Origin of the sequence: Streptosporangium pseudovulgare, from assembly GCF_014648055.1 — a bacterium.
GTDB classification, from domain to species: domain Bacteria; phylum Actinomycetota; class Actinomycetes; order Streptosporangiales; family Streptosporangiaceae; genus Streptosporangium; species Streptosporangium pseudovulgare.
The window spans coordinates 334,071-349,763 of the sequence record NZ_BMQJ01000006.1 but is presented as its reverse complement, the minus strand read 5'-3'; the positions used below and the strand labels follow the sequence as shown (position 1 = coordinate 349,763).

Genomic DNA, 15,693 nt, shown 5'->3' with positions numbered 1-15,693 from the left:
TTACCCATGCCTCGGCGGCCTAACCCGCTTTTAGGATTTCTTCGTATTTGCTGTCATGTCGTCTTCTGGGCGGCCATGGACCGGTAGGCGTCGCGGACGACCAGCAGCCGGTCCAGGCGGAACCGCCCCGGACCGGCGTCCCGCATCCGCCTGCCGCGCTCGGTCCAGAACGCCTCCCCGGGCACCTCCTCCTGACCGGGCGGGACGAACTTGACGACCTCCTCCACCGCCGCCGTCGCGATCGCCAGGGCGATCGCGGCCTCGTGCGGGTCGTCGGAGGGCACGTTGCCCGCGATCCGGTCGGAGGCCCACAGCCACTCCCCGGCGTCGAGAAGCCCTGAGGGCTCAGGGCCGCCGAACGCCGGGAACCGGGCGGACGTCGTCTCCCGCTCGGGCAGACCGAAGAAGAACTCCCGGTCGGCACCGCAGCCCCGGCACCTTCCCGCGTAGCGGGAGACCAGCTCGTCCGCCACGGTCACCAGCCCGCTCTGCCAGGCCGTATCGGCCGAACCGCATCCGCAGGGGTTCAGGTCGAGATAGAACAGCGCCTCGTCCCGGCTCCGCGCCACCGGAAACGGCATCGCATCCTCCCTTCCCCGGTCCTCTCCGGCCCGCGAACCGTCCTCCTCCGATCCTCCCGTTCATCCGGCCCGTCCGGGCACCGTACGGCGGGCCACCGGGTCACCCCGCTCACCCGGCCCGTCCGGCTTTCCGGGGCAGGTCGGGAACGGTGATGGTCATCCCCGCCCGGAGCATGCCGGGGTCGTCACCGATCACCTCACGGTTGCGCTCCCAGATGACCTTCCAGTGGCGGCCCTCGCCGTAGTACCGCTCGGCCAGCGCCCAGAGCGAGGTGTCCCGGGAGACCTTCACCCGGCGGCCGGTCACCGGCGTGTCCCCGCCGTCCCGCGGGCGCGGGTCCTCCGGCTCGCCGGGTCCCGGGGCCGTGCCCTCGGAGGGGGCCGGTGAGGACGCACGCGGGGAGGGGACCGGTGACGTGCCGTCCCCCGGCGTCCGCGAACGCCGCCCGCAGACGCACGGGCCGGTGGGCGGGCAGACGCACTCCTCGTTCTCCGGCGGGATCCAGCCGGTGGAGTTGGTGAGCCGGCGCATTCGCGCCCAGTAGGCGTCCTTCGTCTCCTCGGTCGTGGACGGCGTCGCGGGGCGGTTCAGCAGGGCGTCCAGCCCGAACCCGGGTTCGGCGGGCGTCCCGGCCTCCCAGGGCGGCACCGGGGGGACGTGGCCGTGCTCCCAGATGGCCTGCGCCACCCCCTTGATCTCATGCTCGTAGTAGAGCCTGTCGTCAGCGGTGCGGGCCGCCCTCCACTGCCTCCCGAGCTCACGGTGCTCGTCGTACCGGGCCTGCACGCAGTGGTCCTGCGTCGCGGTTTCGGAGACCCGCGCGAGGGCACGGCGGAACGCCCTCGAATCCGCCAGGCGATCGGCGGCGGCCACCCGCTGGCGGATGTGGCTGAGCTCGTGGATCACGATCCGCGTCACCACCCTCGGGTGGGGCCTGCTGGTGACCAGCACCCGGTGCGGGGCCTCCGCGGTGCCGGACCTGATCCGCGTCCTCGCCATCACCCTGCCGGACCGGCCGAACGTCAGGCTCGGCATACCCGACACCCGGTCCCACGTCATCCACCTCCTGGGCCGGCCGATGTCGAACCGGATGTGCAGGACACCCCGGTTGCGGGTCTCCACCGCCATCGTCGAGCCGTCGGCGGACCAGCTCACGTTCACGACGTCCGGGCCCAGAACCGACGGATGGACGGCCGCCATCACCTGACGGATCTCCTCCCGCGTCAGCGAGGGCAGATGCGGCGGCCGGCTGTCCACGGTGAACGTCGTCCCCGGGATCTGGGACGCCATCGCCGCGAAACCGCCGCCCTGGACCGAACCTCCGGCGCCCCCCGGCTGTGAGCCCGCGGCGGCCCCCTGGTAGGTGCCACCGCTCGGCCGGGGCGAGCCCGCCTCCTCTGTCTCCTGTGTCTCCTGCGAGGTGCCGGGTCGGCCACCGGTCTCGCCGACCGGGGACAGCCTCTCCCGGACGCGCGCGGCGAAGTCCCCGTTGTCCGGCGAGCCGTTGTACAGCACGCGCAGGTCGATCCCCGCCTCGTCCGCCTGTCTCACCAGCGCGGCGGGGAGCGTGGCGAACGCCGAGGCGAACCCGCCGTCGGGCATCGCCCTGGGCCGTGTGCCGTCGAGCACCGCGCTGCTCAGCTCACCCTCACGGGTGGCACGGTAGTGACCGCGGACGGCGCCGCCGGGATCGCGGATCTCGACGTAGACGTCGGTGGCCAGACTCTGCGCCAGCAGGCGCGCGGCCGTCACCTGCCCCAACCGTCCGGGGGCGTCCGCCCGGGCGGTGATCCGGACCGGCGTACCGGGCCTCCAGCCTTCGGGCAGCCGCCGTCTGGCGGCCGCGGTCATCTCACGCTCCGTCTCGACGGCGGTCAGCGAGCGGTCCGAGATCTCGGCGGCGAGCTCGTTCAGATCGAACCCGGGTGCGGCGGCCGGCGCCCCGTTCCGCCACCGCGCACGCCAGCCGGGGCGCTCGGCGGTCCGGGTGACCTCCGGATCACCGAACCTCCAGCCCCACCGGCGTCGGCCCTCGGTTCCGCGCTGGGCCTCCAGCGCCCGCAGGTCGCGCTCGAACAGCGTCACCTCGGCCATGCCGGTCGCGGCGTTCGGCGCGTCGACCCGTGCGCGGATCTTCACGGCCCGGTTGCGCTTGACGATCTTCGTCTCGGCGGTGACGTCGAGCACGAGCGGCACTTCGGCGCTGGCGGCGGTGCCCTTCTCGAAGACGCTGGTCTCGTTGCGGTTGCCGCCGCTGTAGGAGGAGCTGAAGGAGACCTGCCAGCCGTTGGTGCGGGTCCTGGACAGGCCGAAGAACCTGCGCACCCTGCTGAGCGAGAATCGCCGGGTGTACGCGAAGGACCTGGAGATGATGCGCTGGATACGGTGCACCCGGCCGAGTTCGGTGTTGTGCCGGCCGGTGACGGTGACGCGTACGTCCTTCGGCCGGGCGCGGACGGTCACGTCCACGAACCTGCGAGGGTGATCCGGATGCCGGAGACGGAGCGTGGTGGCCCGTCCCTCCAGCAGGGCGCGGAGATGACCGGTCTGCCGCAGCCGGGACAGGTTCTGCTCCAGCATCGGCAACACCGCGCGGGCGTTCTCCGCGCCCAGCAGCCTCTTGTCCGCCAGCACCTCCTGCACCGCCGTCGGCAACCCGTCGAGCTGCAGGTTGTCCACCTTGAAGAGCTGGGGGAGCCTCACCGGCCGGGGGTCGGGTTCCACGGGCCCGTTCTCCTCGGTCTCCACCAGTTCCGTGGGGACGAAGCGGGTCATCTCCCCGTTCAGCGTGACGGTGACGGGCGGCCGGGTGCCCTGGGCGGCCTGGCCGTCTCCGACCTCGATGGTGATCTCGAACCCGTGCCGGACCTTCTCCATCCCGTTGAACGAGGCGATCCGCTCCATCCAGGTCCACTGCTCGCCCCGGGTCGTCGACTCGGAGCGGCTCCGCCCGGTGCTCAGCGAACCGGAGGTGCCGACGCTGATGCCGGAGACGCCCACCGAGCCGTTGCCTCCCACGCCGCCCCCGAGCGACCTGGTGACCGTCTCGGTGACGGCCTTCTCCTCGTAGTCGTATCCCTGGACGATGATGCCGTCCTCGCTGACATGGGCGAGCAGCACGACGTCCTCGCCGTCGATCCTCATCTTCAGCCTGATGGGGATCTGCAGGCCGCGCCGCGCCTCGTCCGTCAGCGGCTGGGACTGGGCGTGCCCGTTCTGCCCCAGCATGTTGATGATCTTTCCCCACCAGCGCTTGCCCGCGAAGTCACCGAACAGGCGCCGCCGCAACGCGGAGTTCGCCGCCAGGGCGCCGGGCGCGTATTCCTCGACGGCCCGCAGGATCGCGTGGTGGACGTCGGTCCTGGTGCCGTCCTCGGTGCGCAGCACGACCCGTTCGGGCCACGACTGGCCCATCCGCTCCCTGACGGAGTCGGCGAGCCGCACCTTCTCCGGATCCGCGATCCTGTCGCGTTCCTTGGCGAGCAGCTTGGCCAGGCGGCGGCCGGGGTCGGCCTCCCGCCTGAGCTCCTCGTCATGGTTGCCGAACAACTGCATCATCCGGTCGAGCAGCGCCCGCGGAGTGTGCTCGTCGGCCAGCGGGACCTTCACACCGGAACGGCGCGCGGCGGCCAGATCCTTCAGGTAGCGCTGGACCAGGGGCGCCTGGACGTCGCGGCCGAGGGTCACGTGGCCGTAGAGGTAGCGCTCCACCACGTCTGCCACGTAGTCCAGCGGCAGGGACGCCCTTCCCTCGGCGTAGGCCCTCAGCCCGTCCCGGAGCGGGACGCCGTACATGTAGGTGCCGTCGGTCGTCCGCATCGTGACGCTGTTGTCGGTGCCCACCTCCGCGAGGGTGATGACGGTCTCCAGGTCGGCCCGGAACACGTCCTTCGGGCCGGTCCGGATGGGCAGGACCTCGTTTCCGCCGATTCCCAGGTCCATGACCTCGCTGGAGGTGTTCTTGCCCGCGGAGCCGTTCGCGTCCCCGCCGGTCGTGGGGTCCTCGGCCTGGCTGAGGCCCCCGGAGACCGAACCGTCGGTCGTACGGCCGCTCTGCTTGCCGGTGGTGGCGCCGTGACTGGTCAGGGAGAGGTTGAGCGGGCTGTCCACCAGGTCGCTCTCACCGACGAACGTGGAGTCGCCCAGGCGGGCGCCGATCGTCAGCGACCAGCGGCGCGGACTGGGGCCGTCCGGGTCGACGGTGAATTCGATCTCGTGAGGAGTGTGCAGGAAGTCGGGGTGGGTCAGGAGGTTCAGGGTGCTCAGGAACCCGGTGACCGCCTGGAAGGCGAGGGTGCCCGGCTGTATGCCGGCCTTCCTGGCGATTTCCTCGGCGATCTCGGCGTTCCGGCCCGGGGCCGCATCCGCGTCCCTGCCCAGGTCCAGTGCCAGCGGCACGGACACGTCCAGCAGTTCCTCGGAGGAGGGCATGCCGGTCGCGGGCATCGCGGAGCCGGCCGCGGGCAGCAGGTCGGCGGGCAGCTTCTGCCGTACCCGCACCTGGTCGGAGGCGACCCGATGGGAGGTGTCGCCCGTCAGGTGGTCGATCGTCACGGTGTCGACCTCGTCGGTCAGCGCCGTCGACGTCAGGTTCTCCACCAGATAGACGTCGTTGGTGGTGAAGCCCCGGCTCTCGCCGGACCCCCGGCCCATGCTCCTGCCGTGCCCCGCGCCCCCGGAGATCTTCGACTCCCCGTCCGCGGTCCCGTACCCGGCACCCACCCCGACATTCCCCGACAACGACCCCGACCCGCCGCTCGAACTTCCGGAGGTGTCGGACCCGATGAACAGGGAGACCACCGGCCTGCCGGGGGTGTGGCCGGCGTAGATCCTGGTCCTCCAGCCCCGGTTGACCTGGATGCGCAGGGTGGAGTGCTGCGGTTGACGGCCCTTGCGCTGGTCCACGACGGGGAGGTAGAGCACCCGGTTGCCGTACTCGGTCTGCAACCGCGACTTGGACAGCGTCTCGTCGAGGGCCCGCTGGTTGTCGCGCTGGCCGGCGGCCCGCACCTCGTCCTTCGACACCTCGCCGTCCGGGCCGGGCAGCAGGTCCAGCCCGCGCAGGTACGTCTCCGCCTGCTCCCGCAGGCCGGTGATGTCGTCCATCAGCTCGACGTGCGCGAAACCGACGCTGCGCACCCGCCCGGGCCCCTCTCCCTCCCAGTCCGCGGGCCGGTTCCGCCGTCCCGGGGGCGCCTCCGGAAGGACGTCGTCCCTCAGGGTCACCGCGTCCTCGTCCCGGGTGACCGCCGCCTCGTCGACCGGGAAGTACGCCTTGTAGGCGTCGCTCTCCGTCATCTGCGCCGTCACCGTCAGCGTGATCGGCCCCAGCCGTCGCGGCTCGCTCTCCCCGGGCACCCGCACGGTGATCGTGGTGATCACGTCGAACACGCACGTCTCGTTGTGGTCCTTCTTCCGCCCGACGAGCGGCAGGATGCCCGTGCCGTTCGCGTTCACCCCCTCCGACCGCGAGACTCCCCGGGAGCCGCTGCCGCTCAGCTTCCCCGACAGGCCCTTGGCGTCGATGTCGAGGAAGGGTACGTGGTCGGCGAACTTCCCGCCCACCGTGAGGTTCACGTTCCGCGACTGGTTGACTCCCTGGCCGTCCGAGATCGAGACGAACCCGACGCCCAGTTCCTCCCCCAACTGCTGGGAAGTGGCCGTTCCCACCATCTCGGCGTCGACCGTGAACCTTCCCTGCCCGGCGCGCCGCACCTTGAGATCACCTTCGACGTCGAGGGTGATCCCCGACGCCCCGGCGATGGGCCGCGACAGCCCGCCCGGGTTGTTGACCACCTCGGGCAGCCTGCTCGCCACCTCCTCGGCGAGGGCGGTGCGGATCTCGTGATGGATCATGGAGCCCACGCCGGCGCCCCTGTCCGCGAGGCTCACCTCAACCTCGTCGATCGCCTCCTCCAGACCGGCCACGTGGATGACCTGGAGGCCGGGAAGGGTCGGCCGGTGTCCCTCGGCGAAGTCGCGCTGGGCCGTCTTCTCGGGGGCCGGTTCGATGTGGGCGTGCGAGACCCACAGCTCTGCGGTCGTCCCGTCGCCGGGGGCGCCCTCGGTGACCTGGACGGTGACCCGCCCGCTCATCCCGGGGGCGTCGAGCCCGGCGGTGAACTTGACCTTCCCCGCCTGGTACTTGGCCGCCGGGCCCCGGTTGTCCAGGACCCCGCCGCCCAGCACGTACCTGGAACCGTTCACACTCTGCGACGATCCCTGTTCGCGGCCGTAGCCGACGTCGAGGCCGAGACGCTTCGCCAGTCCCTTCACCATTGCCAGGGCGGGGCCGGCGCCCGGCAGGAGCCCGAGAAGGTTCCCGACCAACCCCGGCACGTCGGCGCCGACGGACGTGCCGGCGCTGCGGCCGGCACCGGCCGACGCCGAGCGGTTTCCCTGCGTCAGCCAGCCGAGCATCGTCTCGGAGTGCGTCACCTCCGGGTCGAGGACCTCCACGAGGTCCTCGACCTCCATCCTGATCACCAGCTCGGCGCCCTTGCCTGTCTCCAGCCGCAGCACCGCTCCGTCGGTGGACATCATCCGGCGGAACTCCGCCCGCAGGCGGTCCTCCAGCTCGGCCGGGGAGAACTCGTGATCGATCCTCTGGTCGGCCAGCAGCTTGTTGACCGCGTCGGTCAGCGCGGCCATGTGCGGCAGCGGACCGGCCGCGAAGGTCGCGGACCGTACGGCCTCCGGCGGCAGCGCCTCCTTCATCGCGTCGAGGTACCTGTCGAACGCGTCCTGCGCATTCCCGGCGAGCCGCGCGGCCTCGGCGGACAGGCCGGCCGCCGTCGGGCTCCCCTCCCGCTCGCCGGCCAGCCGGTTCAGGGCGTCGGCCGCCTCCGCCAGCGCCGCACGCGCCGCCACGGCCCGGGTCCGGGCCGTCCTGTACCTGGCGGCGACCCGGCTGTCCATGGCCGCCGCCTCCCGGCCGGCCTTGGCGCTCTCGCGAGCCTGGCGGCGCCGTTCCTGCGCCCGGCTGTCGCGCTCTCCCCTGAGCGGCTTCCCCTCCCGCTCGGCCTTCTCCGCGGCCTCCACCTTCTCAAGCGTGCTGTCCGCGTCCTCACGGGCGGCCTTCGCCCTGCCCGACCATGCTTTGGCGCGCTCTTCCAGGGCGGTCTCGGCCTTCGCCACGGTCTCGGCCAGCCGCTGCAGCCTGACGGACAGCTCCGCGGGCGGAAGGACCTCCTGTCCCGGCTCCGCGGTCGCCGTGCCCGCCGGAGCCCCCGCCTGTCCGGACGTGGTGACCTGCTGCAGGAGAGCGCCGACCTCCCGGCTCATCGCCGTCGCCCGGAGCTCGGCGTATTCGTCCACCGGCGCCCTCGCGGGCTCCTTCGCCCGCTCGGCCACTTCCTCGGCGAACCGGCCGGCGTCCGGGTTAGAGCCGTCGATCCCTCCGTCGGCGGGATTGTCCATGAGGATCTCCACGGCCACCTGCGTGGCCGCGTCGCTCAACTCGGGGGACGCCTCGACCAGTTGGTGCAGCGCCAGGACGGCCCCCTCCCTGCCTCCCTCGCCGAGGGTACGGGCGACCTCGATGCCCAGCCACGCGGCGGCCTCCGCGGTCAGCCGCTGCCTGCCGACGCCGTCGTGGACCCGGGTCGTCAGCTGCCGTCCGACGAAGCGGACGGCGTCGGCGGGGATGTGCAGGACCTGTCCGTCCTCCCTGGCCAGCCGGATGCGGCCGTCGTTCAGGAGGGTCGCGGTCGGTGCGACGATCCGCACGGTCTCGGCCAGCACCGAGTCGGCGAGCCGCAGCGCCGCGGCGGCGTCCGGCCCGGCGGTGGCCGGCGCGCTCGTCGCCGCACGCGTGCTGGTGCCCGGCGCGGTCTGGGGGGCGGCCGGGACGACCTGCGCGGTCTGGGACGTGCCCGGAGCCGTCTCCCCGCCGGTGGCCGGTGCGTTCGCTCCGGCCGTCGTGCCCGCCTGCGCGGTCCCCGGCGCCACCACGGCATTCGGGGTGCCGGCCGCCGTGGTCACCGTTCCGGCGCCGGGTGCCGATTCCTGGGCTCCCCCCGGCACCGACGGAGTCGGCGCGCTCGGCGTGACGGGCGCGCCCGCGGGATCAGGCGCGGCGGCCGTGTTCGCGGAACCGGGCGCGGAACCGGGCGCGGCAGCCGGGTTCTGCGCGGCGGCCGTGTTCGCGGGATCAGGCGCGGCGGCCGTGTTGGCGGAACCGGGCGCGGCGGCCGTGTTCGGCGCGCCCTGCGAAGACTGTGATTCGGGCGCCCCTTGCGGCGCGTTGTGCGAGCCCTGCGGGCTCTGCGGACCCTGGGAACCCCGAGCGGCGGACGCCTCCTCGCCGCTCTGCGCGGCAGGCGTGCCCTGCGGGCCCTGCGCGGCTTGTGAACCCTGCGCGGCGGGCGTGCCCTGCGCGCCTTGCGCGGTGGCTGGACCCTGTGGGCCCTGCGCCGCGGTGGACGCGCCCTGTCCGCTCTGCGCGGCGGGCGCTCCGGCCTGCGGCGCGTGGGAGGTGCTCGGCGTGTTCGGTCCGGTCCCGGAGGATCCGGACGGTGCCGTCCCGGACGCCGGGGCGGGCGAGGACGGTGCCGTGGCCGGCGAGACGGAAGTGTGCGCCGGGCTTCCGGCCGGGGTCGTTCCCGCGCCGGGCGCCGTATGCGCGACCGGTGCCACCGGTACGGTGCCCGTGGCCTGCGGGTTCTGCGCCCCGCCCGTCGCCTGGCCGTTCCCGGCGGGGACGCCGGACTGGTTCGGGCCGTTGCCGCCGTTGCCGCTGTTCCCGACATGCCCGCTGTTCCCGCCGTTCCCGGCGGCCGCGACCGTCGCGAGGTCCGGCGCGGGGTCCGGCGCGGGGGCGTTCGCGAGGCTGGTGCCGCCACTCCCCGGATCGGGCTGGTTCCCCGGCGTCACCGCCGGTCCGCCGGACCCGGCGGGCGGGTCGCCGCCGGCCAGGCGGGCGTCGGAGGCCGCGGCGATCGCGGCGCCGCTGTCGAGGGTCGCCCGGAGGTGGGTGATCGCCTTGAAGACATCGGGGTTGAACGGGCTGATCGTGTTCGTTCGGCCGGCGCCGCCCAGCGCGGCTCCGAGAAGGGCCTCCCCGTTCGGCAGCGCCTCAAGCGGGTTCTGCCTGTAGACGAGCGTGTTGGCGATGATGCTTCCGCCCGGCGAGGCGACCATGTTGTTCAGGCCCGTCTGCACCGCGCGGGCGGGGAACCGCTTGACGGCGTTCATGATCCCCGGGTCCGTGCCGCCGAATTCGTTCAGCCGCCGCAGCACCGGCATGCTGCTGGAGAACCTGTTCAGCATGGGGGCGGCCTTCATGCCGATGACCGCGCCACCGGCCGCGCCGACCAGCGAGGCCAGGAACCGCTGCCAGTCCCGGCTGGTGCGGGTGCCCATGTCCATCTGCTTTTTCTGGGTCAGGTAGTCGATCGCGCCCTCTTCACCCATCTCCTCGGTGACCTCCCGGCCCGCCGCACCGGTGAGGAGCGTCCGGAGCCCGTGCGCGGCCCCGCCTGCGGCGGTCACCCCGTTGGTGGCCGCCCCGCGGGCGGCCAGCCGGGTGACCGCGCCTTCGGGGGTGCGCCCGGCGACCACGGCGAGCCGCTCAAGGATGCGGCCGATGTTGGATCGCGCGGCCGCGGCGATGGGGCCGAGCGCCGAGGTGGTCGCGCCCGCGCTGAAGAAGGCGGCGAGCAGGGCGATGTAGGTCGCGATCACGGCGATCCAGAACGCGACGTTGATCGAGATCTTGGAGTACTGCACCTCGCGGGCGAAGTTGTCGGCCTGCTGGAAGTAGGCCGCCGCCTGCTGCGCCAGCACGGGCACGCCCGAGTCCTGGGAGTACGCCTGGGCGAAGTCCTCGGCGAACTTCTTGCTCGCCGGCCCCGTCCACGACTGCAGGATCATGCCGCCGGCCGTGACGCCCGACTCGACGGAGGTGACCAGGCCCTCGTACAGCTCCCGGTTGGCCGTGGCGATCTGCCACATCAACCTCTCGCTCGCCTCCGGCCAGTTCTGGCCCGAGGCGAGATACGAGATCAGGGTGTTGGCCCAGGCCGGAAGGCTCTCGCCCCACGCGGGCGTGACGTCGGGGGCGGCGCCGCCCACGACGTCGGGCGGAGTCCCCCCGGCGGCACTGGGATTGATCCCGGTGCGGCTTCCGGCGGAATCCGTGTTGACGGCCACGCCATCTCCCCCGTTGTGGTGCTGTCAGGTCACCGGACGGACGTCCGGCGCGTCCGGATCCTCCTCGCGCCGGCGGCGCGGAAGGACGGTTCGGTACCGGTCACACCTCTTCGATGAGCCTGTCCATGGCCGCGCGTTCGTGGTCGTCCGTGGCCTGCGTGGTGCCGATGTTGTTCCGCACCTTCGGCCCGGCCTCGATGACCGTCTTCACGATGCCGTCGCCGTACTCGATCATCTTCTCCGGGCCGCCGCCGTTCATGTAGGCCGCCTGGAACGCGGCGCCGGCGGTGTCCCGGCCCCAGGGCGCGAGAGCGTTGAGCGCCCGGATCCGCTCCACCTTCATCACCCACAGGGTGTGGACGTCGACCGACATGGTGTCCCATCGGACCAGGCCGTGTGTCACGCCCTGGTAGTGGACCCCGACGACGTCCTCGTAACCGCCGTACTCGCTCACCGGGGTCACCTCTTCCCGAGCATCTGGGCCGCCATCCGCTCCAGCACGCTTTCGAGGTCGCCCTCCAGGTGCTCCTTCATCTGGTCGCCGGGGACCAGCGGCTCGAACAGCTCCACGACCATGGCCCGGGCCTTCTCCGTGGCCCGGTGGACGGTGTCCGTGATGACGTCGGCGAGTTCCCGGGAGTCCTGCCGCCGGTAGATGCGGGGGTCGAGGTCGAGCCTGATCAGGTCGCCGCGCGCGCCGACGGTCGCCGACACCAGCCCGTCCCGCGACTTCTCGGTCACCTGTACGGCCCGCGCCTGCCGGTGGATCTCCGGCCCCCGCTCCTGCAGGCGGGTGAAGGTGGCGCGCAGTTCCTCGGCGTAGGCCTGCATGCTCCTCGCCTCATCCGAGACCGCGAAAGGTTCCACATCGACCTCCCCTCGAAGCGCGGGACCGGTGGCGGTGGCCACCGCGACCCCCCTGCCTCCCGTGCCCCCCGCCGACACCTGGACGATTCGCACGTTAAATCTTCGTGAATTATCGATCATCCTGACATCCGCCACTGTGGTACGGCAAGCACCAAATACCACTGAAAACGCTCATACAACGCCATAAGCGACGTCGTCCTGCGGAGGGACGCGGGTCAGGGTTCCAGGAAGGCGACGTTCTCCCGGAGATCGGTCACCTCGTGCCTGGGCACCCAGCGCCGGTGGATCCCACGCTCGACCCGCTCCAGCTCCAGTTCGCGGGCGACCGGCAGCAGACCCCCGACGTATTCGAGGAGCAGCGTGTCACCGCGCCGGTCACACACCTGGAACGGCGCGCCGCGCCACTCACAGACGGTCGTGACGAAGGAGATCGACTCGCACTCCTCGGCCCGCACCGGCCGCACGAAGCAGCCCGGTTCGACCTCCTCGAAACCCTCGGCGGGCTCCGAGGCGCGCAGCCGTACCCACACCGCGTCCGGGCGCGGATCGGGGCTCGCGGCGTACTCCGTCCCCCGCCAGCGCGCCCGGTAGGAATGCCACATCACGCCGCCCCTCCCGGAGCGTCGGCTCCCCGGTGGAACGGGCCATCGAAGACCTGGTCATCGGCCGCTCCGGCACCACCGGCCGCCCCGGGGCCCCAGGCGATCGCGGGGCCGCCGGACGCGTCGGCGCCGTCGGGCGCCTCGCCCGCCGGCACGTCGTCGACCAGGAACCAGCGTCCGAGGTCGCCGTCGTACACCGCGCGCCGGTACTCCACGCCGTCCACGGTCAGCTCCCAGATCTCGGCGCCGTGGGGCAGGCCGACGCCGTCCACCTTGTACTCACGGATGAGCTGGTCGGCGTTCGGCACGAGCCCCATGCCCACGAACGGTGGCTCCTCGATCACCCACCCGGCCACCGCGGCCCGCGACGCCTCATCGACGCCGCCGTAGGGGGTGCGGTACAGGTCGAGCCCGACCGCGCGCCACCGCAGGATGTTCACCGACCCCTCGTCGGTGACCACTCCCTCCTCGTGCGCCTGCCCGAGCGCGTCCGCCAGGACGGTCGGGGTCGCGATGTGCGCGACGTCCCTGGCCCGGTGGCAGTATCCGGAGACCCGGGACCCGCCCTCGGCGAGATGGGCGTACAGGTCCGCGGGCCGGAGCAGCTTCTGCATGATCGGCGGTCCGGAGCCGGGCTCGGCGAGGCGCTCCTCGACCAGGGACGGCACGGCGAGCCTGGCCACCGTACCGGCCTCCAGGAAGAAGAAGGACGTCGAGAGGCCCGGGTTCACCGCCAGCCCCCACCGGGGGTCGGGCCAGCCCGCGGCCAGCTCGGCGAACGTGACGATGCGGACGTGTTCGGTGATGTCCCCGAGAACGGCGCGCATGGCGTCGAGCGAGGTGTAGGCGGCCATCCAGGTGCGCCCGTCGCCCGTGAAGGTCGGCCAGGCGGCCGGCTCCCTCCCCTCCGCGGCGGCCGGGGTGACCGGCAGGCCGATCTCGGCCTGCCGTAACAGCGCCAGGCAGACCGGGAGGTCCTCAGCGGCGAACGCCGCCTGGAGACGCTTCTCGAACGGGCTCTCGGGCCGCCACTCCTGCACGACGACCACCCTAGGACGTCCGTCGCCACCGGGAGCGGGGGCCGTACGGGAGATCGTCGGAGAACCGGGCCGCGCGGGAGAACCGGGCCGCGCCGGAGGGCCGCCGGTGGCCGTACGTCCTGCTCCGTGACGATGTACAAGATCCCGGACATCAATGTATTAATAAGGCCTTAACCGAAGATTATTCGATTAGGAACATCAACGGACGAAGCTCTCGTCACCCGACATCTTTCCGACATCCGCGTTCCGTTCCCGGTTAGGAGCCGTTGCTTGACGGAGCCATCTCCCGGCCGTCCGGTCGTCCCCATGGAGGTCGACCACGACCAGCTGGAGAACGTGGTCGCCCCCGGGTTCCGGGTGGCCGGCGGTGACCTCTACGAGGCGGTCGCCCGCGCCGTGGGCGCCCTGGCGGCCCTCGGGCCCCTGCCCGCCGACGAGGAGACGGACCGGCGATTCCTCCAGTGGTTCACCCCGAAGCGCGACCAGATGCTGGAACTCACCCGTGACCTCGCCGGCGCCTACGGCGACATCGGGGAGGGGCTGCTCATGACGGGGCGGAACGTCTGGAACGTCGACTGGGGCCTCGCCGAGGACCTGGCGAGGGTTCCCGACTACACGGCCGACGGCCCGCCGCTGGGACCGCCGCCGGGCACGGCCTCACCCGGCCCGATCCCTGGTCCGGCCCCCGGCCCGGCGCCCGTTCCCCCGGCGGCGCCGCCCTCCGGCCGGGCTCCCATGTCCGTCCCCGGTCCGATCCCCGACCGGGACGGCCGATGACGCCGCCGCTGCCGCTCTCGCCGGTGTCGGCGCTGTCCCCCACCCGCGGCATGATGCTCCTCCTCGGGACGGGCACCGCCGCCCTGGCCGCGCTGAAGATCTACGCCGGGGTGACCGCCCCGGAGATCCCGCCGGAGCGGCTGCGGGAGATCGCGCGGATCTTCAACCGGCTCGCCGACGACATCGACGGCGGAAACGGCTCAGGCGGGAACGGCTCGGACGGGGGCGTCGCCGGCCGAGCCGACGCCCTGGCCGAGGCGGTGTGGAACAACCCCCGCAACGGCGGCGAGGCCGTCGAGGCGTTCCAGACCCTGTACCAGGGGGTCGTCCGGGGCTACGCGCCGCAGCTCGCGAGGGACTGCCGCGTCGTGGCCGCCGGCTGCGAGGCGTACGCGCAGCTCGTCGAGACCACCCGGAAGAACCTCGCCGACATCGAGGACCTGCTCCTGCAGATCCTGTGGCTGGTGATGTTCCAGCCGATGACCACGGCCCTCTACGGCTTCGCCGCCGCCCGGATCGCCGCGTTGATCAAAGTGGCCCAGGGCATGAAGTCCGCCTTCGCGCTCAGCGCCGGGAGGATCATGGCGATGGCGTTCCCGAAGTACGCCATGACGACGCTCCTCTACATGATCGTGGACGGCGCGGCCTACGGTTCCGTCTCGCTGGGCATCACCAGGAGCGTCCAGGCGTCGCACGGCCTGCCGACGGGCTCCGCCGGGGAGAACGTCACCGAGCTCGGCAGGATCGCCGCGGCGAACGGCGCCTACGCCCTCGTCTACGACGGGGTCAAGGCGACGGCCCTGCGCGGGGTGGCGCCCACCCGCGCCACCGAGCTGATCGCCCGCCTGTCCGGCTCCGGTCTGGGCTACACCCCCGCGTACAACCTGATGAGTGACGACGGCGAGGAGATCCTGCCCACTCCCGAGCAGTGGGCGGCCAAGCTGACCGGGCACGGCCTGCGGGCGGTCGTCTTCCCGCCCGGCTGGAAGTTCAGGTAGGCGCGGCCGGGGACCCGGGGACCCGGCGGCTCCCCCGCCGCCCGGCCGGTCGCCGGAAGCCGGGCACGGACACGGACACGGACACGAGCCGGACCCGCCCGAGTCCGGACACGAGCCGGACCGACCGGGATCCGGGCACGAACACGAGAGGAGGACCCGTGCGACACTCCGACGACGCGGCCCTGCGCCGGATGGAAGAGGAACTGGGCGAGATCACCGGCACGGGCGAGGCGGCCGGCGGGCTGGTCCGCGCCGTCACCGGGCCGTCCGGTCGCCTGCTGGACATCGTCTTCGACCCGCGCGTCATGCGCCTGGACAGCCACGAGCTGGCCCGGGAGGTCGGCGACGCCGTACGGCGGGCACAGGAGGACGGTGAACGCAGGGCACGGGAGCTGGTCGACGGCACGCTCGGCCCGGCGGAGTCCGGCGGCGCCCCCGGGGAGCCCCTCGACCACGCGCGGTTCTGGGACGGGCTGGGGAGGATGCGCCAGGACTTCGAGCGGTCGATGGCCGAGCAGGAGGCCGAGCTCGCCCGCCGGCTGGGAAACCTGGGCCGGTTCTGACCCGGAGGGGGCGACCGGCGCGGGCGCTCCGAGGACTTCCCCGCCCCGGACCCCGGAAAGGCCCCGGCCCGGGAAGGCCCCGGCGCGTGGACCCGGGCCGGCCCCGGGGCGC

General features: G+C 72.8%; 9 protein-coding genes. 3 read left to right on the top strand and 6 right to left on the bottom strand.

Translation table 11 applies throughout. The features are described 5' to 3' along the window. Positions 1 to 53: 53 nt before the first annotated feature. From IEZ10_RS15115 to IEZ10_RS15090, 6 genes are all read right to left on the bottom strand, one after another. On the bottom strand, positions 54 to 581 hold the full coding sequence (locus IEZ10_RS15115) for a hypothetical protein (RefSeq protein ID WP_189247107.1): 528 nt from the start codon (positions 579 to 581) through the stop codon (positions 54 to 56). A 109-nt stretch (positions 582 to 690) separates the two neighbouring features. After that, positions 691 to 10,734 carry a WXG100-like domain-containing protein gene (locus IEZ10_RS15110; RefSeq protein WP_189247106.1) on the bottom strand — a complete coding sequence of 3,348 codons (10,044 nt, stop codon included), beginning with the start codon at positions 10,732 to 10,734 and terminating at the stop codon, positions 691 to 693. Positions 10,735 to 10,834: 100 nt separating this feature from the next. Next, positions 10,835 to 11,188 (bottom strand): hypothetical protein, encoded by a 354-nt coding sequence (locus tag IEZ10_RS15105; RefSeq protein ID WP_189247105.1) that lies wholly within the window; start codon positions 11,186 to 11,188, stop codon positions 10,835 to 10,837. Between the two features lie 5 nt (positions 11,189 to 11,193). Further along, entirely contained in the window at positions 11,194 to 11,601 is a 408-nt protein-coding gene (locus IEZ10_RS15100) for a YbaB/EbfC family nucleoid-associated protein (protein WP_229811277.1), read from the bottom strand. 215 nt (positions 11,602 to 11,816) lie between these two features. After that, on the bottom strand, positions 11,817 to 12,203 hold the full coding sequence (locus IEZ10_RS15095) for a UCP033725 family protein (protein WP_189247167.1): 387 nt from the start codon (positions 12,201 to 12,203) through the stop codon (positions 11,817 to 11,819). Next, complete coding sequence (locus IEZ10_RS15090; protein ID WP_189247104.1) at positions 12,203 to 13,243, bottom strand: SseB family protein; 1,041 nt, start codon at positions 13,241 to 13,243, stop codon at positions 12,203 to 12,205. Before IEZ10_RS15090 ends, IEZ10_RS15095 begins: the two co-directional genes overlap by 1 nt. 270 nt (positions 13,244 to 13,513) lie before the next feature. Here IEZ10_RS15090 and IEZ10_RS15085 point away from each other — a divergent pair, with 270 nt between their 5' ends. The 3 genes from IEZ10_RS15085 to IEZ10_RS15075 all read left to right on the top strand — a co-directional run bounded on the left by IEZ10_RS15085 (position 13,514) and on the right by IEZ10_RS15075 (position 15,581). Then, the gene (locus IEZ10_RS15085; RefSeq protein ID WP_189247103.1) at positions 13,514 to 14,020 is read left to right on the top strand and encodes a hypothetical protein; all 507 of its coding nucleotides are present in this window, start codon (positions 13,514 to 13,516) and stop codon (positions 14,018 to 14,020) included. Then, complete coding sequence (locus IEZ10_RS15080; RefSeq protein WP_189247102.1) at positions 14,017 to 15,018, top strand: hypothetical protein; 1,002 nt, start codon at positions 14,017 to 14,019, stop codon at positions 15,016 to 15,018. Before IEZ10_RS15085 ends, IEZ10_RS15080 begins: the two co-directional genes overlap by 4 nt. 158 nt (positions 15,019 to 15,176) lie before the next feature. Next, complete coding sequence (locus tag IEZ10_RS15075) at positions 15,177 to 15,581, top strand: YbaB/EbfC family nucleoid-associated protein (RefSeq protein WP_189247101.1); 405 nt, start codon at positions 15,177 to 15,179, stop codon at positions 15,579 to 15,581. The last annotated feature ends 112 nt before the right edge of the window (positions 15,582 to 15,693 follow it).